Raw genomic sequence first — 21,309 nt, 5'->3', positions numbered from 1 at the left:
CCCATGAGCATCAGCATCCACTCCTCCTTCCTGCCGCACATCGACGCCGAGGCGTCGCTCGCGTTCTACCGCGACGTGCTGGGATTCGAGGTGCGCCTGGATGTGGGCTACGAGCACCTGCGGTGGATCACGGTCGGCCCCGCCGGCCAGCCCGACACCGCGATCGTGCTGCACCCGGTCGGTGTGGGACGCGACATCAGCGACGACGAACGGCGGACGCTCGCCGAGCTCGTCGCGAAGGGCAGCTACTTCGGGGTCAACCTGGCTTCCGACGACCTCGACGGCGACATCGCCCGCCTGGCGGCGGCGGGCGCCGACATCGTGCAGTACCCGACCGATCAGGACTACGGGCTGCGGGATGCCGCGGTGCGCGATCCCGCCGGCAACCTCCTGCGCATCCAGCAGTCCCACTGAGAGGAGACACCCATGAGTGACACCAAGAGCGGCTTCAGCGCCGATGAGCGTGCGGCGATGGCGCAGCGCGCCGAAGAGCTGCGATCCACGAAGGGGCTGAAGGGCGCCGCCAAACAGGCCGCGGAGCTCGAGGCGTGCATCGCGGCGATCGACGCGTTGACCGGCACCGACAGGGAGGTGGCCACACTGCTGCACCGCGTCGTCACCGAGGAAGCGCCGCAGCTCGCGCCGAAGACCTGGTACGGCTTCCCGTCCTACGCCCGCGAGGGGAAGGTGGTCGTCTTCTACCAGCCGGCATCGAAGTTCGACACGCGATACGGCACGGTGGGCTTCCAGGAGGACGCGCTGCTGGATGACGGGGACATGTGGGCGACGTCCTTCGCCGTCGTCGCCGTGACACCGGCCGTGGAAAAGACGCTGCGGGAGCTCGTCGCCCGCTCGGTGGGCTGAGCGCGCACCGCCGGCATCCGGCGAAGGTCGGCGCCGGATCGCGCCGGGTCGGCGCGGGCGACGACCTAGACTGGTGGGGTTCCACCGTCCCCGATCCGATGAGTCCGACGTGTCCGACGACGCCCCCGCTCCCACCCGTACCCACGGCGCAGGAGCGACCCGCACCTTCGATGTGCGTCATGTGCAGATCGGTCGCGCCCTCCTCGCGGCCCTCGCCGCTGTGATGGTGACCTTCTCGCCCGACCACTCGGCATCCGTCGGTCTCGCCGTCTTCAGCGGGTGGGCGATCGCCACCGCGCTCGTGCTCCTGATCGGTGCGTGGCTCGCCTTCCCGCGCGAGCGCCGTTCTGTTCCGATCCTGCTCGGGGTGCTGACCCTGCTCGCGGGGATGGCCACCGGCATTCCGGGGCTGCGTTCGACGGCGCTGTTCTTCGTCGTCGTCATCGCGTGGGCGCTCATCGCGGGTGTCGCCGAGCTCATCGGGGGCGTGCGGCTGCGCCGCAGCGCCGCGTCCCTCGAGGGCGTCCTTCGCAGCGAGCGCCGCGACGAGGGGCGCGACGGCGTGCTCGCGGGTGCGCTCACCATCGCGCTCGGCATCGGTCTGCTTCTGGTGAACCCCGCGTACAGCCTGGAGTACTTCATCTCCGAGGCCGGGCGTTCCTTCACCCTGACCGGCATCACCATCGGTGTCGGCCTCTTCGGCGGCTATGCCGCCATCATCGCCGTCTTCCTCGGCATCGCCGGCTTCTCGCCGCGACGCCCCGCCGCCGAGGACGGCACCCGTTCAGGAGGTTCCGCATGAGCGAGCCGCGTCCCACCCGTCGTGATCTGCTCAAGCCGGTGCAGCTGCTGGGCTTCGCCTTCGCCGCCGCCCTGTTCTCCGGCCTCGTCACGCTCGTCTCGATGGGGTTCTTCCAGGACCTCACCGGCGACGAGCGGGTGCACGTCGTCGTGGTCTCGTTGGTCGTCGCCGGCGTCGCCTTCATCGCGACGCTGGTCATCATCGCGCTGTGCATGCTCGCGGTCGATCCGGCCAAGATGGGCGGCGAGATCGACCACGGCGTGCTCATGGACGACACGGATGCCGAGGCATCCCCCGACGCCACGGACGACGGCGCCGCGCCGCGCCGCTGAGCACGTCGAGAGACGCGCCCAGACGCCGCTCAGACCCGGTCGACGAGCTCGTCCGCCAGGCCGGTGTATCCGGCCGGCGTGAGAGCCAGCAGGCGCTCCTTGGCGGCATCCCCGATGTCGAGGGTGCGCACGAACTCCGCCAGCTCGGGGCCGCCGACGCGGCGTCCGCGCGTGAGCTCCTTCAGCAGCGCGTAGGGGTCGGTGATCTGCGACCGTCCCGCGACGATCTCCGCGCGCACCACCGTCTGGATCGCCTCGGCGAGCACCTCCCAGTTCGCGTCGAGGTCGGCGAGGAGCACGTCGCGGGAGAGCGAGATCTCGGTGAGCCCGCGCTGCAGGTTGTCGAGAGCGAGCAGGGAGTGGCCGAACGCGACGCCGATGTTGCGCTGCGTCGTGGAGTCGGTGAGGTCGCGCTGCATGCGGCTGGTGACGAGGGTGGACGCCAGCGTCGTGAACAGACCGCCGGAGATCTCGAAGTTCGCTTCGGCGTTCTCGAAACGGATCGGGTTGATCTTGTGCGGCATGGTCGACGAGCCCGTGGCGCCGGCGACCGGGATCTGCGCGAAGAAGCCCATCGCGATGTAGGTCCAGATGTCGGTCGCGAGGTTGTGCAGGATGCCGCCGGCGTGACGCACCCGGTCGTACAGCTCCACCTGCCAGTCGTGCGACTCGATCTGCGTCGTCAGCACGTTGAAGTCGATGCCGAGGCCCTCGATGAACGCGCGGGACAGTTCGGGCCAGTCGACGTCGGGCGCGGCGGCCAGATGGGCCGACCAGGTGCCGGTGGCGCCGGAGAACTTCGCCAGGTACTCGCCGTCGGCGATCTGGGCGGCCACGCGCTCCAGCCGCCAGGCGAAGACGGCGAGCTCCTTGCCCATCGTCGACGGAGTGGCGGGCTGACCGTGCGTGCGCGAGAGCATCGCGGCATCCCGGTGCTCGTGCGAGAGCGCCGCCAGAGCGTCGATCACGGCGCGCAGCTTCGGCAGCCAGACGTTCTCGACGGCACGCTTGACCGTCAGGGCGTATGACGCCGAGTTGATGTCCTCGCTGGTGCACGCGAAGTGCGTGAGCTCGGCGACGGCGTCCAGGCCGAGTGTCTGCAGGCGGTCGCGCACGAGATACTCGACGGCCTTCACGTCGTGGCGGGTCACCGACTCGGTGGAGGCGAGCCACTCGATCTCTGCCGCGCCGAACGCCCGGTAGAGCTCGCGGAGGGCGTCCTTCTGGTCGGCCGTGAGCGCCGTCGAGCCGAACAGGCCGCGGTCGGTGAGCGTGATGATCCACTCCACCTCGACCTCGACGCGCGCACGGTTGAGGCCGGCCTCCGACAGGTACGCCGACAGGTCGGCGACGGCGCCGCGGTAACGGCCGTCAAGCGGGCTGAGGGGCTGGTGGGCGAGGGTGTTCGCGGTGGTCACGACGCGGGCTCCGATCACGGTGTCTGTCGACGCGCGGCCGGTGCGCACGACGACAGGCTCACAACGGACGGATGGCCGGTTCGAGCTGCCGGAAGAGCGCCCGACTCGCGCTCTCGATCATACCGAGCACGTCGTCGAACATCTCCGGGCCGGCGTAGTACGGGTCGGGGACGTCCAGGTTGCCGTGCGCCTCGGGGTCGAAAGAGAGCAGGAGCGCGAGCTTGTCGGCATCCGTCGTCGCGCGCGCCCAGCTCGCGAGGATGCGCTCGTGCGAGCGATCGAGGGCGACCACGAGGTCATTGCGCTCGAAGTCGTCGAGCGTGAACTGACGGGCGCGGTGGCGTGCGCCGTCGTAGCCGCGTCGCGCGAGCGCATCGAGGGTGCGGCTGTCGGCGCGTTCGCCCACGTGCCAGTCGCCCGTCCCTGAGCTGGTCGACACGACGCGAGCGCCGAGGCCGGCGCGGTCGGCGATGTCGCGGAAGACGATCTCGGCCATGGGGGAGCGGCAGATATTGCCGGTGCAGACGAACACGACGCGAAACGGTGCGGCGTGGGCAGTCACCTCCCCATTGTGGTGCAGGTCGACGGCCGCACGAAAGACCTCCTCCCCACGCGGGCGGCGCGCCGCGCCTGTCCACGGATGTCGAGACCGTCGCACGGCGCTGCGCAGCCCGGGCCGACGATCGTCCTGTGGACCGACTCGCGGATATCGCCGATGCCCGGGCCCTCCTGCGTCAGGCGCGTGAGACTCTCGTGGAGTCGAATCGGCGGATGCTCGGGCTGCGGGCCGACGCGCAGTGGGCGACCACGGCGGCAGAACCCATCCGGGAGCGTCTCGACGCCTGCGCGCACCTGAGCGCGGTCGCGATCGATGACATCGACACCTGGGACCGTGACCTGGCTCAGGCTGCCGAGCGGGCGCTCATCGAGGCGGCGGGATGAGCGACGACGTCGACATCCGCTCCGGCGGGCTCGTCGCGGTCGACACCGATGCGCTGCGAGAGCTGTCCGGCGCCCTCGGGCCGATCTCGGCTCGTCTCGATGAGGTCGCAGAAGCGCTCGCCGGCGCCGGGACCGCGTCGCTGGCTGCCGGGCTCTGGGTTCCCGATCCCGCCGGGCGGGCGCGGGAGGCGCACGCGATCGCCACCGACCTCTCGCGCACGCTCGACACGCTCGCCCAGACGTACGACCTCGCCGAGAAGGAGGCGCTGCACGCGCTCCACGGCACACGCGACGTCGACGTCATGCAGCTCGCGGCGGCACGGATGCAGGCCGAGGGGGATGTCGCGGCGGCGGCGAAGCGGCTCGCGGCCGAGTGGATCGAGGGCCGTCACCGCGACATCGAAGACCAGATGCGAGACAGCGCCCTCATGCTCGGGGTGTACGGCCCGCTCGGACCCGCCCTGACGCAGCTGACCGCCGCCGTCCGCCGCGCCGGTCGGGGCACGGTGCCCGCCGCGGCGCCCCCGTTGCGGCCCGGGGCAGAGACGGCATCCGTCGAGGAGATCAGCACGCATCACGCGACCGGTGCCGACGCCGCGCCGCGCGGACTGGTCGACGTCATCGATCGGATGCCGGGACAGGACGGCCTCGACGATGCGCGCGTGCGCGTGGAGGAGTACCGCTACGCGTCCGGCGAGCGCGAGTTCGTGGCCTACATCGCGGGAACCCGCGCCGCGTTCGCGGCGGACGAGCCGTGGGACATGACCTCCAACCTCCAGCTGTACTTCGGTGCCCAGTCGTCGTCGTACCTCGCGGTGGAGCGCGCGCTGACGGCGGCGGGGGCGGTCGCGGGAGATCGCGTGCACGTGTTCAGTCACTCGCAGGGTGGCATGATCGCGGCCTACCTGGCGCGGGACGGCGACTTCGACGTCGTGACCGAGGTCAGCTTCGGCAGCCCCGTCCAGGCCGAACAGGCCGACGGTGTGCTCTCGGTCGCCGTCCGGCACACGGACGATCCGGTCGCGGCGCTCGCGGTCGGCGGCTTTCCGGGTGTCTCGGGCTCTGGCGACAGTGTCGTCGTCGAACGCGAGGCCGATCCCATGCCGCGGTGGAGCGATGCGACGTTCGCGGTGCACCAGCTCGACGCCTACCGCGAGACGGCGGCGATGGTCGACGCTTCGGCCGATCCGCGCATCGCGGTGCTCCGCGAGCGGCTCGCACCTCTGGCGGGCGCGGCCGTCGTCACCTCGACGGTCTACGGCGCCCACCGAGAGCAGGCCCGCTCGGCGGATCGACGACGGCGCTCGGGAGGAGGAGGGCTCTGACGAGGAGGCGCGACCGTCAGCTGCGGCGCTTCTTCTCCTGCGGGCGCAGCAGAATGCCGAACACCCAGTTGATGAGCGAGATGAGGATCGCGGCGACGACGCCAAGCCAGAAGCTCTCGACGGTCAGGCCCCAGCCCCACGAACTGGTGACCCACGCCGTGATCCACAGCAGCAGCCCGTTGATGACGAACGAGATGAGCCCGAGCGTGAGGATGTACAGCGGGATCGCGACGATCTTGATCACGGTGCCGATGATCGTGTTGACCAGCGCGAAGATCGCGGCGACGGCGAGCAGCGTCAGTACGAGCTGCAGGGTCTCGCCGGGCGCGAACGGCGTCACCCCGACCTGGAGGGCGGGGATGAGCGTCACGACCCAGATGGCGAAGGCGTTGACGACGACGCGGACGATGAAGCGCATGGTCCTCACAGTCTTCCACGCGGACGCCGCGCTCGAAAGGCTTCACTCCAGGTCGCAGCGCCCCTCGTAGACTCGACGCGTGACCGATCTGCCCGTGCGCATCCGCCCCGAGATCGCCGTCCTTCCCGCCTACAAGCAGGGAAAGCAGGCCGGCGCCGAAGCGTTCAAGCTGTCCAGCAACGAGAACCCCTTCGCCCCGCTGCCGAGCGTCGTGGCCGCGGTGCAGGCGGCCGTCGCCGTCAACCGCTATCCCGACGCCTCATCACCGCGTCTGCGGGCCCGCCTCGCGGAGCGCTTCGGCGTCGGTGACGACGCCGTGCACATCGCGGCCGGCTCGGTGTCGATCCTCTTCCAGCTCGCCCAGGCCACGAGCGGACCGGGCGATGAGATCCTCTTCTCCTGGCGTTCGTTCGAGGCCTATCCGAGCCTGGCGACGGTGGCCGGCGCGACGGCCGTCACCGTGGCGAACGATGCGGCCGGCGGCCACGACCTGGACGCGATGGCCGCTGCCGTCACCGAGCGCACGCGCATGATCATCGTCTGCAGCCCGAACAACCCGACGGGCCCGGTAGTGACCCAGGCGGACTTCGACGCGTTCCTCGGCCGTGTCCCGAACGACGTGCTCGTCATCCTCGACGAGGCGTACGCCGAGTTCGTCACCGATCCGGATGCCGTGGCCGGCGCCGACGTCATCGCCGCCGGGCACGCGAACGTCGTCGTGCTGCGGACCTTCTCGAAGGCCTACGGGCTCGCCGGGCTGCGCGTCGGCTACGCGGTCGGCGACCCGCGCATCCTCGCGGCCGCGCGCAGCACAGGCATCCCGCTGTCGGTCACCGCCGCCGCCGAGGAAGCGGCCCTGGCCAGCTTGGATGCCGAGGAGGAGCTGCTCGAGCGCGTGCGCACCCTCGCCGCGCACCGCGACGACCTGGCCGCACGGCTGCGCGCGGCGGGGTGGGATGTGCCCGAAGCGCAGGGCAACTTCGTCTGGCTGCCGGCCGGCGCGCGTGCGCTCGAAGTCGCGGCGGCGTTCGAGGAGGCCGGTCTGATCATCCGTCCCTTCGCCGGCGACGGTGTGCGTATCTCCATCGGCGAGCACGAGGCGATCGAGCCGATCGTTCGGGTCGCGGCATCCGTCGCTCCGCGTCCATAGTTCCTGCGCGTTGTGGTCGGCGCACGGCGGATCGCGATTCCCGTTGTCGATCCCATGCAGTCGGACGCATGCGCGGGGCGTTAGCGTGGGAACATGACCCCGCCTGACGACCCGGCCCTCGTGCGCGTTCTGGCGGCGGACGGGACGTTCGCCCCCACGCCCGAAGCCGAGCGGTATCTGCCCCTCATCGACGCGCTCTCCGACGCCGAGCTCGAGACCTTCTACCGCGACATGGTTCTCGTGCGCGCCTTCGACCGGCAGGCCACCAACCTGCAGCGGCAGGGCCAGCTCGCGCTGTGGCCGCCGTCGCTCGGGCAGGAGGCCGCCCAGGTCGGATCGGTGCGTGCCGCCCGGCCGCAGGATCACCTGTTCCCGTCCTATCGCGAGCACGTCGTGGCCACCGCCCGCGGTGTCGACCCGATCGACATCATCCGCGTGATGCGCGGCCTCACGCACGGCGGCTGGGACCCGACCGACCCGAAGAACGGCAACGTCCGCATCTACACGCTGGTGCTCGGCTCGCAGACCCTGCACGCGACCGGCTTCGGCATGGGCCTCGTCTTCGACAAGCGGTGCGGCACGGGCGATGCGAACCGCGACGAGGCCGTCGTGGTCTACTACGGCGACGGCGCATCCAGCCAGGGCGACGTGCACGAGGCGATGGTGTTCGCCAACACCTACCGGACGCCGCAGGTCTTTTTCCTGCAGAACAACCACTGGGCGATCTCGGTCCCGGTCGCCACGCAGTCGCGGGCGCCTCTCTACCGCCGTGGGGCGGGCTACGGCATGCCTTCGATCCTCGTGGACGGCAATGACGTGCTGGCCAGCTACGCGGTCTCCAAGCTCGCGCTCGACGAGGCGCGCGCCGGCGAGGGGCCCCGCGCGATCGAGGCGATGACCTATCGCATGGGCGCGCATACGACGAGCGACGACCCCACCAAGTACCGCACGTCCGACGAGGAGCAGTCGTGGGCGCGGCGCGATCCGATCGCCCGCATGCGTACTTACCTCGAGGCGCGGGGGGCGGCGGCATCCTTCTTCGACGAGGTGGATGCCGCGGCGCAGGCCTACGCGGACGATGTGCGCGTACGCACCAACGCGCTGGGCACGATCGAGCCGGAGTCGATGTTCGCGCACGTCTACAGCGAGGACCACCCGTTGATGGTGGAGCAGCGTCGCTGGCTCGCCGATTACGAAGCGTCGCTGGAGGGAGGAGTCTGATGGTGGAGTCCATGCCCCTCGCGAAGGCGCTCAACGCGGGTCTTCGCGCCGCGATGGCCGCCGACGACCACGTCCTGCTCATGGGCGAGGACATCGGCCGCCTCGGCGGCGTGTTCCGCGTGACGGAAGGCCTGCAGGCCGAGTTCGGCGAGCAGCGGGTGCTCGACACCCCGCTCGCGGAGTCGGGCATCGTCGGCACCGCGATCGGTCTGGCGATGGCCGGGTTCCGTCCGATCGTCGAGATCCAGTTCGACGGCTTCGTCTTCCCCGCCTTCGACCAGATCACGACGCAGCTCGCGAAGCTCACCAACCGGCACGAGGGTGCGCTGCAGATGCCGGTCGTCATCCGCATCCCGTACGGCGGCCACATCGGGGCCGTCGAGCACCACCAGGAGAGCCCGGAGGCGTACTTCACCCACACCGCGGGGTTGCGAGTCGTCTCTCCCTCGACCGCGAACGATGCGTACTGGATGATCCAGGATGCCGTGCGCTCGCCCGACCCGGTGATCTTCCTCGAGCCCAAGGCCAAGTACTGGATGAAGGGCGACGTCGACAGCGCCGAGCGCCCCCTGCCCCTCCACGCGTCGCGGCTCGTGCGCCGCGGCACCGACGTCACGCTCGTCGGCCACGGCGCGATGGTCACGACGCTGCTGCAGGCGGCCGCGCTCGCCGAGAGCGAGGGCACCTCGTGCGAGGTGATCGACCTGCGCTCGCTCTCGCCGATCGACTACGGCCCCATCCTCGACTCGGTGCGCCGCACGGGCCGCATGGTCTACGCGCAGGAGGCGCCCGGCTTCACGTCGGTGGGTTCCGAGGTGGCCGCGACCGTCATGGAACGGGCGTTCTTCGCCCTGGAGGCGCCGGTGCTGCGCGTGTCGGGCTTCGACGTGCCGTTCCCGCCCGCCAAGCTCGAGGGCACCTACCTCCCGGATGCCGACCGCATCCTCGAGGCCGTCGACCGCGCCCTGGCCTACTGACCGCCCCGCCCCGCCCATGACCGCGAGACACCAGCCCCGCACCGAGACACGCGTCGTAGCCCCGTGTCTCGGTGCGCATCACGTGTCTCGCGGACTCACGCCCTGAAGGAGAACGACATGAGCGAGCAGATCTTCCACCTGCCGGACGTCGGCGAAGGCCTCACCGAGGCCGAGATCGTCCAGTGGCGCGTCGCGCCCGGCGACACCGTCGAGGTCAACGACGTGCTCGTCGAGATCGAGACGGCCAAGTCGCTGGTCGAGCTGCCCTCGCCCTTCTCCGGCACCGTCGGCGAGCTCCTCGCCCCCGAAGGTGAGACCGTCACGGTCGGGGCCCCCATCATCACGATCGGCGGCGCGGCGGCGGATGCCGAGACCCCGGCACCCGCGCAGCCCGAGGCCGCCGCGGCATCCGACGACGGCGGCGCCGTGCTGGTCGGCTACGGCACGGGCGCCGGAGCGACCTCGCGCCGCAAGCGCCCGGCCGAGCGCGCCGAGACCGTGCGGGCCTCCGTCGGGGTCGTCGCCAAGCCGCCGGTGCGAAAGCTCGCGCGCGACCTGGGCGTCACCCTCGCCGAGGTCACCCCCACGGGTCCCGCCGGTGAGGTCACCCGCGACGACGTCGTGCGCCACGCCGAGCAGGCGAGCGTCTTCCGCAACATCGCGACGCCCACCGCGCCCGCCGAGCGGGAGCAGACGATCCCGGTCTCCGCCGCGCCCGTCCCCGCACCGCCGGTCGGCGAGCGCGAAGAGGCGATTCCGGTCAAGGGCGTGCGCAAGGCCACGGCCTCGGGCATGGTGCGCTCCGCCTACACCGCGCCGCACGTGTCGGTGTGGACCGACGTCGACGCGACGCGCACGATGGAGCTCGTCAAGCGGCTGAAGGCGTCGCCCGACTTCGCCGACATCAAGGTCTCGCCGCTGCTGATCATGGCGCGCGCGGTGATCTGGGCGGTGCGACGCACGCCGTTGATCGGCGCCGCGTGGATCGACAAGGAAGACGGCTCGGCCGAGATCCGGGTGCGCAACTACGTCAACCTCGGCATCGCCGCCGCGACGCCGCGGGGCCTGCTCGTGCCGAACATCAAGGACGCCCAGGACCTGAACCTCCGCGAGCTCGCCAAGGCGCTCGAGAAGCTGACACTGACGGCCCGAGAGGGAAAGACCACGCCGGCCGATCAGCAGGGCGGCACGATCACGATCACGAACATCGGCGTCTTCGGGATGGATGCCGGCACCCCGATCATCAACCCGGGCGAGTCGGGCATCGTCGCGATGGGCACGATCCGCCAGAAGCCGTGGGTCGTCGACGGCGAGGTGCGTCCCCGCTTCGTCACCACGGTCTCGGGCTCGTTCGACCACCGCGTGATCGACGGCGACGGGATGAGTCGCTTCATCGCCGATGTCGCATCGGTCCTGGAGGAGCCGGCGCTGCTGCTGGACTGACCCCCGGCATCCGCTGCGCCACAATGAAGGCATGCTGACCGTCTTCGTCGCCGCCCTCGCGGCGCTCGTCCCGATCACGAATCCGATCGGGGCGGTTGCGGCCTACGCCGGGCTGTCCGCCCACCTCGACGAGGCCGACCGGCGCCGGCAGTCGTGGCTCACGGGCATCTACGTCGCCGCCATCCTGACCGTCTTCGCGCTGCTCGGAACCCTGATCCTGCAGTTCTTCGGCATCTCGCTGGGCGCGCTGCAGATCGCCGGCGGCCTCGTCGTGATGCACTCCGGGTTCGGCATGGTCGTGCCGCGCGCGCTCGGCGCGGGGGCCTCGGATGCCGAGAAGGAGCATGCCGCCACGAAGACGGACGTCAGCTTCTCGCCGATGGCGCTGCCGCTCATCGCCGGCCCCGGCGCGATCGGCGTGGTCGTGGGACTCGCGGCGCGCAATCCCGGCATCCTGGACCGCGTCGGGATCGTGCTCGCCGTCCTCGTCATCGCGGCGGTGATCGCGGTGCTCCTGCGCTACGGCACGCCGCTGGCCGAGAAGCTCGGTCCGACCGGTGTCGGCGCGATCACCCGCGTGATGGGGTTTCTCATCCTGGCCATCGGCGCCGAGATCCTCGTGCACGGCCTGACCGCCGCGCTGCCGGGCCTCGCCTGAGCGGACGGCGCCTGGTCCGCGCGACCGCGGGTCAGCGCGCCCGCGGGTCGTCGACGGGATCGACGACGGGGTGGAAGTTTCCCGACAGGTTCGCCGGCTGCAGCACGTCGCCGAGGCCGCCGCGCTTGCCCGTCCAGAGCGACGGGCCGCGCACACCGGGAAGCTGCGTGAGCACACTGCCGGTGAAGCGGCCCTCCGGCGGAATGTACGGGTTCGCCTTGCGGTTCGCGCGCCACGTGCGGAACCGATCGATCAGTCGCGTCATGACACCCTCCTCCTGTTCACGGTAGGTCCTCGCCGCGTCGCGGGCAAGGAGGGGGCCGTCAGGCGGTGAGGTGCTCGATGAGGATCTGCGTACCGATCCCGATCAGCACCAGCCCACCGACGATCTCCGCCGGGCGGCGAAAGCGCGTGCCGATGCGGTAGCCGATGAAGACGGCGAGAAACGACAGTGCGAACGTGACGAGTCCGATCGTGGTGACGGCGATCGCGACGTCCACGTTCAAGAAGGCGAAGGACACCCCGACGGCGAGCGCGTCGATGCTCGTCGCGACCGACAGGAGCACCACCTCGCGCACGCTGAAGGCCTCGATGTCGTGCACGTGCTCGGGGTGCTCCGCGTCCACCGGGGCGTCGGGGCTCAGCGCCTCCCACAGCATCTTCCCGCCGACCAGCGCGAGCAGGCCGAACGAGATCCAGTGGTCCCACGGTGCGATCGCGTCGGCGAACGTCGAACCGAGCAGCCAGCCGAGCAGCGGCATGATCGCCTGCGACACCCCGAATGCGGTCGCGAACACGAGCGCCGTGCGCAGCACGTGCGCGCGCAGTTGCAGGCCCTTTCCGAGGGCGACGGCGAAGGCATCGGCGGAGACGCCGAGCGCGAGCAGCAGCAGAGTCCAGGGGGAGATGACGGCTCCTCGAGAGGCGAAGGCGACAGCGGAGGGGTCGCAGAGAACGTGACACGGTCGTTCGCGAGCGCCGTCGGACGCGAGGACCGAAGAACAGCCTGTCGGCGGCGCGGTCTCGACTTCAAGCGGAAGCTATGAACTGACAGCATTTCTGCCGCCCTGGTTTTGATAACGATTATCAGTAGTCCTAGAGTTGAGGACATGAAGCGTCCCGTCGTCCTCCTGTCCGCGCTCGTCGCGGCATCCGCCCTCGCCCTCGCCGGCTGTTCCAGCTCCGCTACCTCGTCGCCCAGCGGCTCCGCGTCGGCGGGCGGCACGATCTCGGTCGTCGCCTCCACCAACGTCTACGGCGACATCGTCAAGACGATCGGTGGTGACCACGTCGAGGTCACCTCGCTCATCGCCGACGAGAGCAAGGATCCGCACGAGTTCGAGGCGACCGCGGCCGATCAGCTCGACGTCCAGAACGCGCAGCTGCTCATCGAGAACGGCGGCGGCTACGACCCGTTCATGGCGTCTCTGAAGGATGCCGCGAAGTCGACCGCCCCGCTGATCAGCGCCGTCACCTTCTCTCCCGAGTGGACGGGCTCCGACCCCACCGCGGCCGTCGACGGCTTCAACGAGCACGTCTTCTACGACCCGCAGACCATCGCCGCCGTCGCCGACGAGATCGCGAAGCAGCTCGGCACGCTCGATCCCGCCGCCGCGAGCGCGTTCACCGCCAACGCCACGGCGTTCCGCAGCGACATCGATGCGAAGGTCACGCCGATCCTGGGCGATATCTCCAAAGCCCACAGCGGCGCCGAGATCTTCGTCACCGAGCCCGTGCCGCTGTACCTCGCCGAGGCCGCCGGACTGAAGAACGTGACCCCGCCCGCCTTCAGCGAAGCCGTCGAAGAGGGCCAGGACGTCCCGCCGGCGACACTTCTCGACGCGCTCACGCTCATCGGTGGGGGATCGGTGAAGATCCTCTTCGTGAACGGCCAGGCCGCGGGTGCCGAGACCACGCAGGCCGAGGCGAAGGCCGCGGCGGCGAACGTGCCCGTCATCAAAGCCTCGGAGCTGCTCCCGGAGGGCCAGAACTACGTATCGTGGATGACTGACATGGCTACGCAGATCAAGACCGCGCTGGGTTCGTGACCCCCGCCTCCGCTCTTCCCCTTCGCATCATGGCCGCTGCGCTCTCGCGCAGCGGCCATGAGCTGTGGCGCGGCCTCGACCTCGAGTTGCAGCCGGGCGAACTGGTCGCGGTGCTCGGGCCCAGTGGTGCCGGCAAGACCACGCTTCTTCGCGCCGTCCTCGGCCTCGAGCGCCTCAGTGCGGGCTCGATCGAGGCGCTCGGAGAGCCCGTGCGCCGGGCCGGGAATCGTCGCATCGGCTACATTCCGCAGCAGCGCCCGCTGCCCCGGCACACGGCGATGCGCGGCCGCGATCTCGTCCGTCTCGGTGTCGACGGCCACCGCTTCGGCTTCCCGGTGCGCCGCCGCGGCGACCGCGAGCGCGTGCAGACACTGATCGACGCCGTCGGAGCCACGGCCTTCGCCGATCGCCCCGTGGGCCTGCTCTCCGGGGGCGAGCAGCAGCGGCTGCGCGTGGGACAGGCGCTCGCCGACGAGCCCGGTCTGCTGCTGTGCGATGAGCCGTTGACCAGTCTCGACCTGGCCAATCAGCGTGACGTCATCGACCTCATCGACCGCTACCGCACCGCCAGCGGCGCCGGCGTGCTGCTGGTCACGCACGACATCAACCCCGTGCTGGAGAAGGTCGATCGCATCCTCTACCTCACCGGCGGCCGTTTCACCCTCGGCAGCCCGGACGAGGTCCTGACCTCCGAGACCCTCACCGCCCTGTACGGCACCCCGGTGCATGTCGCCCGTGTCGGCGGGCGTCTGGTCGTGGTCGGCGCTCCCGACTCGGATGCCGATCACCACCATCACGGCGACGCCGTCGCCGCACCCGCGGGAGGTGTCGCGTGAGCTGGGGAGACATCGGCAACGCGCTGTTCGGCGGGATGGCGCGCTACGGCGACATCCTCGCCCTGGTGCAGAACTCCGTCTGGGCCGGCGCGGTGCTCGGAATCGTCGGCGGACTCATCGGCGTGTTCGTCATGCAGCGCGACATGGCCTTCGCCGTGCACGGCATCAGCGAGCTGTCCTTCGCCGGCGCGGCGGCGGCGCTCCTTCTCGGCGTCGACGTCGTCACGGGGTCGATCGTGGGCTCGCTCATCGCGGCGGGTCTCATCGGCTGGCTGGGCGCGCGCGCCCGCGACCGCAACTCGATCATCGGCGTGCTCATGCCGTTCGGGCTGGGTATCGGCATCCTGTGCATCTCGCTCTACAACGGCCGCAGCGCCAACCGCTTCAGCCTGCTGACCGGTCAGATCGTGTCGGTGCAGAGCGATCAGCTGACGGTGCTGATCGTCTTGAGCGCGATCGTGCTCGTGGGACTGCTGCTCATCTGGAGACCGCTGAACTTCGACTCGCTCGACCCGCAGTCGGCCGCCGCGCGCGGCGTGCCGACGACGGTCGTCTCGTTCGCGTTCATGATCCTGTTGGGCATCGTCGTGGCGGTGGCGGTGCACATCATCGGTGCCCTCCTGGTGCTCTCGCTGCTGGTGACGCCGGCGGCGGCGGCGATGCGGGTCTCCACCGGCCCCATCGCCGTGCCGCTGCTGGCCGCCGGCTTCGGCGTCACCGCGGCGGTGGGCGGCATTCTGCTCGCCATCGCGGGAACGCTGCCGGTGAGCCCGTACATCACGACGCTGTCGTTCCTCATCTACCTCGTCTGCCGCGTCATCGACGGGGCGCGCCGACGCGGGTCCGTCGAGGCGTGATATCCCCCCGCGAAGGCATCCAGCCCGCTCCTAGCCCTCGCGGGTAGACTCCCGGCATGGCCCAGCGCAACACCTGGCAGCGCGATCGCGTGCGCGAGGCGTTGACCGACGCTCCCGGTTTCGTCAGCGCCCAGGCGCTGCACGCGACCCTGCGCGACGAGAACACGGGCATCGGACTGGCCACCGTCTACCGGGCGCTCGCGACGCTCGCCGCCAGCGGCGAGGCCGATCAGCTGCAGAGCCCCGACGGCGAGGCGATCTATCGCGCGTGCTCGACGACCGGTCACCATCACCACCTGATCTGCCGCTCGTGCGGTCTCGCCGTCGAGATCGAGGCCCACGAGGTCGAGGCGTGGGCGCAGCGCACCGCCGCCGCGCACGGGTTCACCGCCGCCGAGCACGTCGTCGACATCTTCGGTCTCTGCGCCTCCTGCTCCGCGCTGCGCGCCGCCGATCCGGTCGGAGAGCGTGTCGACTGAGGTGCGCGTCGCGCCGGCCCGTCCCCTGGTGGCCGTCGGCATCGGCGCGTTGGTCGTGGCCGCTCTCATCGCGGTCGCTTTCCTCGCCCCGGGGCCCGCTTTGCCGACCCGGCTGCAGGACGGTCTCACCCTCTCCATCAGCGTCCTGATCGAGTCGCTCCCCTTCGTGATCCTCGGCGTGCTGCTGTCGATCGTGGTGCAGGTGTGGGTGCCGGCCGGTGCGATCGAACGATGGATGCCGCGGGCACCGTGGGCGCGGCGTGCGGTGCTGTCGCTGCTGGGCATGCTCATCCCCGTCTGCGAGTGCGGCAACGTCCCCTTCGCCCGCGGTCTGATGATGCGCGGACTGGGCGTCGCCGAGACGCTCACGTTCCTGATCGCCGCGCCGATCGTGAACCCGATCGTGATCATCACCACGCACCAGGCCTTCGGCTTCGACGACGGCATCCTCATCGCGCGCCTCGTCGGCGGCTATGCGGTCGCGAACCTCATCGGGTGGCTCTACAGCCGGCATCCCGACCCCGATGGACTCATCACCGACCGCTTCCGGGCCAGCTGCGAGATCTCGCTCGAGAACGCGGCGCACGGCCGCGGGCCGGGCAAGGCGCAGCAGAGCCTCGCCCAGTTCGTCGTCGAACTGCGCGCCGTCATGCCCGCGCTCGTGATCGGCTCTGCCCTGGCCGGCGCCGTGCAGGTGCTCGTGCCGCGCTCGGCGCTGCTGGCGATCGGATCGAACCCCGCGCTGTCGATCGTGGCCATGATCACGCTCGCGATGATCGTGTCGATCTGCTCGAACGTCGACGCCTTCTTCGCGCTCTCGTTCGCCTCGACCTTCACGCCCGGCTCGATCGTCGCGTTCCTGCTCGTGGGTCCGCTCGTCGACGTCAAGATGCTCGCGCTGCTGCGCACCACCTTCCGCTCGAAGGTGCTGGTCGGGCTCGTCGTGATCGTCGTGCTGTTCGCCGTGGCCGTCGGATCGGTGGTGAACCTCCTTGCGTGAACTGATCGGATCGCGCCTGCTCGGGGTGGGACTGGCCGCGGGCCTGGCCGCGGTCACGGTGGTGCTGTGGCTGAACGGCCAGCTGGCGCTGTACATCAACCCCTCGTCGAACTGGTTCGCGGTGCCGATGGCGATCATCGCCCTCGTCGGTGCGGTGATCAGCTTCGCCCTGCCGAAGGGCGCCGAATCCGACCACGGGCACGATCACGACCACGGCCACGAGCGCCGCGGCGGCTGGGGTACCGCCGCGACCGTGACCGGTGGTGTGCTGTCGGTCGGCGTCGTCGCGGCGATCATGCTGACGCCTCCGGCGACGCTGTCCGCCGAGCTCGCGATGCAGCGCGACACGGGTGCCCCACCGCTGTTCCAAGGCTCCGACACCGTGGCGCTGGCCTCCACGGGCGACACCTCGAAGTTCGGCGTCGGGGAGTGGGCGAGCGTGTTCGCGACGGCGACGAACCCCGAGGCGTTCGACGGCGACACCATCACGCTCACCGGGTTCGTGACCCCCACCGACGGCGGATTCGGACTGACGCGCCTGGTCATCACGCACTGCGTCATCGATGCGCAGCCGGCGAGTGTGCCGGTTGCCTCCGGCGACATCCCGGCCACCGGCACGTGGGTCACCGTGACGGGCACGATCCGCGATGCGGGGGGACGACTGCAGATCCAGCCGGCCTCCGTGCAGACGGTCGATCAACCCAAGGATCCGTATGAGTACTGAGCGCGCGACGCGTCGTGAGCGCACACGCCGCCGCCGCTCCCGCGCCTTCCTCGCGGGGTTCGCGATCGTCGTCGCCGCGCTGGCCGTCGTCGGACTCGCCGGCGCCGCGGTGACGGTCGCGCAGGGGCCGCGCGTCACGAACGTGAGTGTCGACCCGGATGCCGCGGTCAGCGCGGCCGGCTCGCGGCTGATCATCACGACCACCCAGTCCCTCGCCAAGGTCACGCCGACCCAGGTCACCGTCTCGCCCGCCGCGCCTTTCACCGTGGACACGTCCGGACGCAGCGTGGGCATCCGCTTCACCCAGCCGCTGTGGGACGACACCTCGTACACCGTGACGATCGATGGGGTCAGCGGCATCGGCGGCGGCCCGACGGCATCCGTCTCGCAGAGCTTCACCACGCCCGCGCTGCAGGCCTTCGTCCTGCAGCGCGGCGACGGCGGCGATCGGATCCTGCGCACCGGCCTCGCCGGTCAAGACCCCGAACCGATCTACACCAACGCGCACATCGAAGACTTCCGTGCCACCGCCGGCCATCTCGTCATGTCGACGCTCGACGACGACAAGAAGTCGCACCTCGTGGTCACCGATCTCGACGGCGGCAACGTGCGCGAGCTCGCCCTCCCCGGCGACGGCACGGTCACCGACCTGCAGAGCGCCGATCGGGGCGATCTCATCGGCTACACCTACACGGATGCCACCGTCGGCATGCCGGGCGCTCGCGAAGCCCGGCTGTTCACGGCCTCGCTCGCCTCCGCGCAGAGCGATGCGCAGCCGACGATGATCCAGCGCAGCGGCGGCGAGTCCCGCGTCGACGACTGGCGGTTCGTGCCCGGCACCGACAGCATCCTCATGCTCACCTACGACGGCGCCCTCACTCTCATCTCCCCGTCCGGCGGCGACCCGGTCACCCTCGGCAACGCCGTGTCGATCGACGGCATCGCGCGCGGCACGACCACCGCGATCGTCGAGCGTGTGGAAGGACCCGCGGCCATCGATCTGGCCACGGCCAAGCAGGTCGACCTGCCGCCGACCGACAAAGCGCTGGGGCAGACCAACAAGATGGTGCCGATGAGCAACGGCGACACGCTGCGGGTGCTCGCCGTCGTCGACGGCTTCACGGTGCGCTCCACCACCGTCAACGTCGTCGACACCGCGGGAAAGGCGACACCGGTCTTCTCCGTCGACCCGAAGGACATCCTCATCCAGTCGTGCGTGTCGCCGAGCGGGAGGTACGCCGCGTTCCTCGTGGCCCCGGATGCCGTGTCGAACCCGTACGACGGGTACAAGCTGCCGATGCCGACGCACCTGCGCACCCACGTCGTGGCCCTCTCCGGCCCGGAGGCGGGAACCGAGGTCGGCGCGCTCGCGGGCTTCGACATCTCGTGGTGCCAGACGCCGCCGCGCACATGAGCGAGCGCTCGGGCCTGATTCCCGCGACCCGGGCAGCGCTCACGGCGCTGCCGGTGGAGGTGGCGCCGCGCCTGCTCGGCGGTGTGCTGGAGGTGACGATCGGCGACGCACGCGTGGCGGTGCGTCTGACCGAGGTGGAGGCCTATCACGGCGCCGGGACCGGACCGGAGGCCGACCCCGGATCGCACGCGCGGATGGGGCGGACGGCCCGCAACGCGACGATGTGGGGCCCACCGGGTCATCTCTACGTCTACCTGAGCCACGGCATCCATTCCTGCGTCAACGTCGTGTGCGGGCCGCAGGGACAGGCCGGCGGAATCCTGCTGCGCGCCGGCGAGGTGATCGACGGCGAGCAGATCGCCTTCGCGCGTCGGCCCACGGCGCGCGTGGCCCGCGATCTCGCGCGCGGCCCCGGCCGGCTCGGGGATGCCGTGGGCCTGCGCCACCCCGTCCACGACGGCATCGACGCGATCGACGGCCGGCCGCACGCGGGGGCCGTCGCCCGGCTCTGGCTGCCGACGGCGAAGCGCGCGGACGTCGTGACCGGTCCGCGCGTCGGAGTCGCGGGTGTCGCCGGTACGGCCGCGTTCCCCTGGCGGTTCTGGGTGGACGGCGACCCGACGGTGTCCGCGTTTCGCTGGGGGCGCGGGGCGGGGCCGACCGGCTGAGCCGCGTCATCCGGCCGCGACGAACGCGGGGATGTCGCCGACGGCGGAGACCTCGGTCGCCACCTCGCGCACCAGCCCGGCGCGGGCGAGCGCGCGCTCGATGAGGACGCGATGGCCGAAGCCGTGCGGCGCGTCGATCCACGGCTGCGGCGCCAGGCTCTCGAGGGTGATCTCCGGCGACCCGCTGAGCGGATGGTCGTCTGGCAGCAGTGCGACGAAGGCGGAGCGCACCAGCTCGACGGTCTCGAGGTCGGGCAGCTCCGCGGACGGCAGCCCCATGAAGGCGAGGTCGATCCGTCCCCGCCGCAGCTCGTCGGCGAGGCCGGTGGAGCCGGAGGGAGAGGAGATCAGGCGCAGGCGGACGAGCGGGTGCTCGGCGCGGAAGGCGGCGAACAGCTCCGGCATGCGCAGCGTCGGGAGGTTGACGAAGATGCCGACCCGCAGCAGCCCCTCGACGCGACCGGTCGCCGCGCTCTGCAATCGGCTCGTCGCGTCGACGATCTCCCGAGCGGGCTCCAGCAGCTGCTCGCCGGCGGCGGTGAGCGCGACGCGGCGGCCGGAGCGTTCGATAAGCCGGGTTCCCATGCGCTGCTCGAGAGTCTGGATGCCGGCCGACACCGTCGACTGCACGACGTACAGCCGAGCCGCGGCTCGCGTGAAGCTCGATTCCTCCGAGCGCGCATCCTGAGGTCATGACCACCACCAGCCTCCCCGCCGCCGGGGCGCCCGCCTCGGCATCCGCCCGCACACCGCGACGCTCCCGCGCGGCGCACTCCGCCGGCTTCTGGACGGCCGTGCTCGCCTTCGCCATCGCGATGGCGTTCTCGACCATTCCCACCCCGATCTGCGCGCTCTATCAGCAGCGCGACGGCTTCTCGCCGATCGTGGTGACCGTCATCTTCGCCGCCTATGCCGTCGGTGTCGCCGTCGCGCTCGGCGCCCTGGCCGCTTTCGTGATCCGCGGCGAGGAGCTCGCGGCGATCTTCCTGATCGCCTATGTCGGACTCGCCGTGCCGACCCTGCTGATCGGAGCCGCCCTCGCGTGGCTCGCCCTACCCGTCGTCCTCGGGGTCTTCGCCGGTTTGATGCTCGTCCTGATCTCGGTGGCGACACCTCGCATGGTGCGCCGCCTCGCGGCGTGATCGGCGACGGCGCGACGTCAAGCCGACACGCCCGGCCGTGCTAGACTGACTCTTTGTCTGCGCGCACTCCAGCACGCAGTTCGTATCCCACCACGTTTCGACTCGCCTCCGGCTCGCTCAACGACCGGCGGAGGAGTCCGATCCCACCTGGGATGCAGACAAGGGATCTTGGGTGGCACCGTCCGGTGTCACGGTACTAAGGAGAATCACTATGGCAGCAGTGTGCCAGGTGACCGGAGCTGTTCCCGGCTTCGGTCACAACATCTCGCACTCGCACCGCCGGACGAAGCGCCGCTTCGACCCGAACGTGCAGAAGAAGACCTACTACGTTCCTTCGCTCGGTCGCAAGATCACGCTGAACGTGTCGGCCAAGGGCATCAAGGTCATTGACGCCCGCGGCATCGAGTCGGTCGTCAAGGACCTCATCGCGAAGGGTGTGAAGCTCTAATGGCGAAGAAGGCTCAGGACGTTCGTCCGATCATCAAGCTCCGGTCGACCGCCGGCACGGGGTACACCTACGTGACGCGCAAGAACCGCCGCAACAACCCCGACCGCATCGTGCTGAAGAAGTACGACCCGGTGATCCGCAAG

At 70.6% G+C, this 21,309-nt stretch carries 28 protein-coding genes and 1 pseudogene; 22 read left to right on the top strand and 7 right to left on the bottom strand.

Annotation, left to right across the window (positions count from 1 at the left end; translation table 11 throughout):
* Window positions 1–3 precede the first annotated feature (3 nt).
* From ABS64_RS08985 to ABS64_RS08970, 4 genes are all read left to right on the top strand, one after another.
* A complete protein-coding gene (locus ABS64_RS08985) occupies window positions 4–414 on the top strand; it encodes a VOC family protein (protein ID WP_112932054.1) in 411 nt (136 codons plus the stop codon).
* 12 nt (window positions 415–426) lie between these two features.
* Window positions 427–864 carry a hypothetical protein gene (locus ABS64_RS08980; protein ID WP_036289101.1) on the top strand — a complete coding sequence of 146 codons (438 nt, stop codon included), beginning with the start codon at window positions 427–429 and terminating at the stop codon, window positions 862–864.
* A 109-nt stretch (window positions 865–973) separates the two neighbouring features.
* A complete protein-coding gene (locus tag ABS64_RS08975; RefSeq protein ID WP_292682965.1) occupies window positions 974–1,666 on the top strand; it encodes an acyl-CoA synthetase in 693 nt (230 codons plus the stop codon).
* Window positions 1,663–1,998, top strand: a complete 336-nt coding sequence (locus tag ABS64_RS08970) for an amino acid transporter (RefSeq protein ID WP_288119024.1) — start codon at window positions 1,663–1,665, stop codon at window positions 1,996–1,998. Before ABS64_RS08975 ends, ABS64_RS08970 begins: the two co-directional genes overlap by 4 nt.
* 29 nt (window positions 1,999–2,027) lie before the next feature.
* Here the strand turns inward: ABS64_RS08970 and purB are convergent, their stop codons facing one another.
* Both purB and ABS64_RS08960 read right to left on the bottom strand, forming a co-directional pair.
* Window positions 2,028–3,416, bottom strand: a complete 1,389-nt coding sequence (purB, locus tag ABS64_RS08965) for an adenylosuccinate lyase (protein WP_288119040.1) — start codon at window positions 3,414–3,416, stop codon at window positions 2,028–2,030.
* Between the two features lie 58 nt (window positions 3,417–3,474).
* On the bottom strand, window positions 3,475–3,978 hold the full coding sequence (locus ABS64_RS08960) for a low molecular weight protein-tyrosine-phosphatase (RefSeq protein ID WP_292682960.1): 504 nt from the start codon (window positions 3,976–3,978) through the stop codon (window positions 3,475–3,477).
* Between the two features lie 128 nt (window positions 3,979–4,106).
* On the opposite strand from ABS64_RS08960, the gene ABS64_RS08955 reads away from it, so the two are divergent.
* Both ABS64_RS08955 and ABS64_RS08950 read left to right on the top strand, forming a co-directional pair.
* Window positions 4,107–4,358, top strand: coding sequence for a hypothetical protein (locus tag ABS64_RS08955; protein ID WP_016463995.1), 252 nt, complete (start codon window positions 4,107–4,109; stop codon window positions 4,356–4,358).
* The gene (locus ABS64_RS08950) at window positions 4,355–5,683 is read left to right on the top strand and encodes a hypothetical protein (RefSeq protein WP_292682954.1); all 1,329 of its coding nucleotides are present in this window, start codon (window positions 4,355–4,357) and stop codon (window positions 5,681–5,683) included. Before ABS64_RS08955 ends, ABS64_RS08950 begins: the two co-directional genes overlap by 4 nt.
* A 16-nt stretch (window positions 5,684–5,699) precedes the next feature.
* On the opposite strand, the gene ABS64_RS08945 is transcribed toward ABS64_RS08950, so the two are convergent.
* Window positions 5,700–6,101 carry a phage holin family protein gene (locus tag ABS64_RS08945; protein ID WP_016463997.1) on the bottom strand — a complete coding sequence of 134 codons (402 nt, stop codon included), beginning with the start codon at window positions 6,099–6,101 and terminating at the stop codon, window positions 5,700–5,702.
* A 79-nt stretch (window positions 6,102–6,180) separates the two neighbouring features.
* Between ABS64_RS08945 and ABS64_RS08940 the strand changes: the two genes are divergently transcribed.
* The 5 genes from ABS64_RS08940 (at window position 6,181) to ABS64_RS08920 (ending at window position 11,550) form a co-directional block, all read left to right on the top strand.
* Entirely contained in the window at window positions 6,181–7,251 is a 1,071-nt protein-coding gene (locus tag ABS64_RS08940; protein ID WP_292682950.1) for a histidinol-phosphate transaminase, read from the top strand.
* 93 nt (window positions 7,252–7,344) lie between these two features.
* Window positions 7,345–8,472: a thiamine pyrophosphate-dependent enzyme gene (locus ABS64_RS08935; protein ID WP_292682947.1), complete on the top strand. Its 1,128-nt coding sequence runs from the start codon at window positions 7,345–7,347 to the stop codon at window positions 8,470–8,472.
* The gene (locus ABS64_RS08930; protein WP_292682945.1) at window positions 8,472–9,449 is read left to right on the top strand and encodes an alpha-ketoacid dehydrogenase subunit beta; all 978 of its coding nucleotides are present in this window, start codon (window positions 8,472–8,474) and stop codon (window positions 9,447–9,449) included. Before ABS64_RS08935 ends, ABS64_RS08930 begins: the two co-directional genes overlap by 1 nt.
* Before the next feature lie 117 nt (window positions 9,450–9,566).
* Window positions 9,567–10,892, top strand: a complete 1,326-nt coding sequence (locus tag ABS64_RS08925; protein WP_292682943.1) for a dihydrolipoamide acetyltransferase family protein — start codon at window positions 9,567–9,569, stop codon at window positions 10,890–10,892.
* Between the two features lie 31 nt (window positions 10,893–10,923).
* The gene (locus ABS64_RS08920; RefSeq protein WP_292682941.1) at window positions 10,924–11,550 is read left to right on the top strand and encodes a MarC family protein; all 627 of its coding nucleotides are present in this window, start codon (window positions 10,924–10,926) and stop codon (window positions 11,548–11,550) included.
* A gap of 31 nt (window positions 11,551–11,581) precedes the next feature.
* On the opposite strand, the gene ABS64_RS08915 is transcribed toward ABS64_RS08920, so the two are convergent.
* Both ABS64_RS08915 and ABS64_RS08910 read right to left on the bottom strand, forming a co-directional pair.
* The gene (locus ABS64_RS08915; RefSeq protein ID WP_036287816.1) at window positions 11,582–11,815 is read right to left on the bottom strand and encodes a hypothetical protein; all 234 of its coding nucleotides are present in this window, start codon (window positions 11,813–11,815) and stop codon (window positions 11,582–11,584) included.
* A 58-nt stretch (window positions 11,816–11,873) separates the two neighbouring features.
* Window positions 11,874–12,365, bottom strand: a complete 492-nt coding sequence (locus ABS64_RS08910; protein WP_231477160.1) for a manganese efflux pump MntP family protein — start codon at window positions 12,363–12,365, stop codon at window positions 11,874–11,876.
* 294 nt (window positions 12,366–12,659) lie between these two features.
* Between ABS64_RS08910 and ABS64_RS08905 the strand changes: the two genes are divergently transcribed.
* From ABS64_RS08905 to ABS64_RS08870, 8 genes are read left to right on the top strand one after another with little or no spacing between them, the layout of a single operon-like run.
* Window positions 12,660–13,598 carry a zinc ABC transporter substrate-binding protein gene (locus tag ABS64_RS08905; protein WP_061681303.1) on the top strand — a complete coding sequence of 313 codons (939 nt, stop codon included), beginning with the start codon at window positions 12,660–12,662 and terminating at the stop codon, window positions 13,596–13,598.
* Window positions 13,599–13,627: 29 nt separating this feature from the next.
* Window positions 13,628–14,434, top strand: coding sequence for a metal ABC transporter ATP-binding protein (locus ABS64_RS08900; RefSeq protein ID WP_288118998.1), 807 nt, complete (start codon window positions 13,628–13,630; stop codon window positions 14,432–14,434).
* Entirely contained in the window at window positions 14,431–15,291 is an 861-nt protein-coding gene (locus tag ABS64_RS08895) for a metal ABC transporter permease (protein ID WP_112932043.1), read from the top strand. The genes ABS64_RS08900 and ABS64_RS08895 overlap by 4 nt, the downstream gene beginning before the upstream one ends.
* Window positions 15,292–15,347: 56 nt before the next feature.
* Entirely contained in the window at window positions 15,348–15,770 is a 423-nt protein-coding gene (locus ABS64_RS08890; protein ID WP_036321364.1) for a transcriptional repressor, read from the top strand.
* Window positions 15,760–16,770: a permease gene (locus ABS64_RS08885; RefSeq protein ID WP_292682929.1), complete on the top strand. Its 1,011-nt coding sequence runs from the start codon at window positions 15,760–15,762 to the stop codon at window positions 16,768–16,770. The genes ABS64_RS08890 and ABS64_RS08885 overlap by 11 nt, the downstream gene beginning before the upstream one ends.
* Complete coding sequence (locus ABS64_RS08880; protein WP_292682927.1) at window positions 16,763–17,494, top strand: TIGR03943 family protein; 732 nt, start codon at window positions 16,763–16,765, stop codon at window positions 17,492–17,494. Before ABS64_RS08885 ends, ABS64_RS08880 begins: the two co-directional genes overlap by 8 nt.
* Entirely contained in the window at window positions 17,484–18,908 is a 1,425-nt protein-coding gene (locus ABS64_RS08875) for an Ig-like domain-containing protein (RefSeq protein WP_292682924.1), read from the top strand. The genes ABS64_RS08880 and ABS64_RS08875 overlap by 11 nt, the downstream gene beginning before the upstream one ends.
* The gene (locus tag ABS64_RS08870) at window positions 18,905–19,576 is read left to right on the top strand and encodes a DNA-3-methyladenine glycosylase (protein ID WP_292683169.1); all 672 of its coding nucleotides are present in this window, start codon (window positions 18,905–18,907) and stop codon (window positions 19,574–19,576) included. The genes ABS64_RS08875 and ABS64_RS08870 overlap by 4 nt, the downstream gene beginning before the upstream one ends.
* 6 nt (window positions 19,577–19,582) lie before the next feature.
* Here the strand turns inward: ABS64_RS08870 and ABS64_RS08865 are convergent, their stop codons facing one another.
* Together ABS64_RS08865 and ABS64_RS08860 are read right to left on the bottom strand one after the other, a co-directional pair.
* Entirely contained in the window at window positions 19,583–20,056 is a 474-nt protein-coding gene (locus ABS64_RS08865) for a LysR substrate-binding domain-containing protein (protein ID WP_288119037.1), read from the bottom strand.
* Window positions 20,057–20,113: 57 nt separating this feature from the next.
* A pseudogene (locus tag ABS64_RS08860) lies at window positions 20,114–20,239 on the bottom strand (LysR family transcriptional regulator); the annotation flags it as partial.
* A gap of 29 nt (window positions 20,240–20,268) precedes the next feature.
* On the opposite strand from ABS64_RS08860, the gene ABS64_RS08855 reads away from it, so the two are divergent.
* The 3 genes from ABS64_RS08855 to rpmG all read left to right on the top strand — a co-directional run.
* A complete protein-coding gene (locus ABS64_RS08855) occupies window positions 20,269–20,718 on the top strand; it encodes a hypothetical protein (RefSeq protein ID WP_288118983.1) in 450 nt (149 codons plus the stop codon).
* A 211-nt stretch (window positions 20,719–20,929) separates the two neighbouring features.
* Window positions 20,930–21,166 (top strand): 50S ribosomal protein L28, encoded by a 237-nt coding sequence (rpmB, locus tag ABS64_RS08850; protein ID WP_005051771.1) that lies wholly within the window; start codon window positions 20,930–20,932, stop codon window positions 21,164–21,166.
* On the top strand, window positions 21,166–21,309 hold a 144-nt coding region (rpmG, locus tag ABS64_RS08845), incomplete at its 3' end, for a 50S ribosomal protein L33 (protein WP_292683163.1). The genes rpmB and rpmG, both read left to right, overlap by 1 nt.

Origin of the sequence: Microbacterium sp. SCN 69-37 (genome assembly GCF_001724435.1) — a bacterium.
In the GTDB taxonomy this organism is placed as follows: domain Bacteria; phylum Actinomycetota; class Actinomycetes; order Actinomycetales; family Microbacteriaceae; genus Microbacterium; species Microbacterium laevaniformans.
The sequence above is the reverse complement of the archived record's forward strand: the minus strand, read 5'-3'. Positions and strand labels throughout refer to the sequence as shown.

Excerpts from the sequence above, each read along its gene's own strand:
- ABS64_RS08970 (WP_288119024.1), top strand. The coding sequence starts at position 1,663 with ATGAGCGAGCCGCGTCCCACCCGTCGTGATCTGCTCAAGCCGGTGCAG.
- ABS64_RS08890 (WP_036321364.1), top strand. The coding sequence starts at position 15,348 with ATGGCCCAGCGCAACACCTGGCAGCGCGATCGCGTGCGCGAGGCGTTG.
- ABS64_RS08915 (WP_036287816.1), bottom strand. The coding sequence starts at position 11,815 with ATGACGCGACTGATCGATCGGTTCCGCACGTGGCGCGCGAACCGCAAG.
- ABS64_RS08875 (WP_292682924.1), top strand. The coding sequence starts at position 17,484 with ATGAGTACTGAGCGCGCGACGCGTCGTGAGCGCACACGCCGCCGCCGC.
- ABS64_RS08930 (WP_292682945.1), top strand. The coding sequence starts at position 8,472 with ATGGTGGAGTCCATGCCCCTCGCGAAGGCGCTCAACGCGGGTCTTCGC.
- ABS64_RS08980 (WP_036289101.1), top strand. The coding sequence starts at position 427 with ATGAGTGACACCAAGAGCGGCTTCAGCGCCGATGAGCGTGCGGCGATG.
- ABS64_RS08905 (WP_061681303.1), top strand. The coding sequence starts at position 12,660 with ATGAAGCGTCCCGTCGTCCTCCTGTCCGCGCTCGTCGCGGCATCCGCC.
- ABS64_RS08985 (WP_112932054.1), top strand. The coding sequence starts at position 4 with ATGAGCATCAGCATCCACTCCTCCTTCCTGCCGCACATCGACGCCGAG.
- ABS64_RS08855 (WP_288118983.1), top strand. The coding sequence starts at position 20,269 with ATGACCACCACCAGCCTCCCCGCCGCCGGGGCGCCCGCCTCGGCATCC.
- ABS64_RS08900 (WP_288118998.1), top strand. The coding sequence starts at position 13,628 with ATGGCCGCTGCGCTCTCGCGCAGCGGCCATGAGCTGTGGCGCGGCCTC.
- ABS64_RS08945 (WP_016463997.1), bottom strand. The coding sequence starts at position 6,101 with ATGCGCTTCATCGTCCGCGTCGTCGTCAACGCCTTCGCCATCTGGGTC.
- ABS64_RS08920 (WP_292682941.1), top strand. The coding sequence starts at position 10,924 with ATGCTGACCGTCTTCGTCGCCGCCCTCGCGGCGCTCGTCCCGATCACG.
- rpmB (WP_005051771.1), top strand. The coding sequence starts at position 20,930 with ATGGCAGCAGTGTGCCAGGTGACCGGAGCTGTTCCCGGCTTCGGTCAC.
- ABS64_RS08870 (WP_292683169.1), top strand. The coding sequence starts at position 18,905 with ATGAGCGAGCGCTCGGGCCTGATTCCCGCGACCCGGGCAGCGCTCACG.
- ABS64_RS08935 (WP_292682947.1), top strand. The coding sequence starts at position 7,345 with ATGACCCCGCCTGACGACCCGGCCCTCGTGCGCGTTCTGGCGGCGGAC.
- ABS64_RS08925 (WP_292682943.1), top strand. The coding sequence starts at position 9,567 with ATGAGCGAGCAGATCTTCCACCTGCCGGACGTCGGCGAAGGCCTCACC.
- ABS64_RS08950 (WP_292682954.1), top strand. The coding sequence starts at position 4,355 with ATGAGCGACGACGTCGACATCCGCTCCGGCGGGCTCGTCGCGGTCGAC.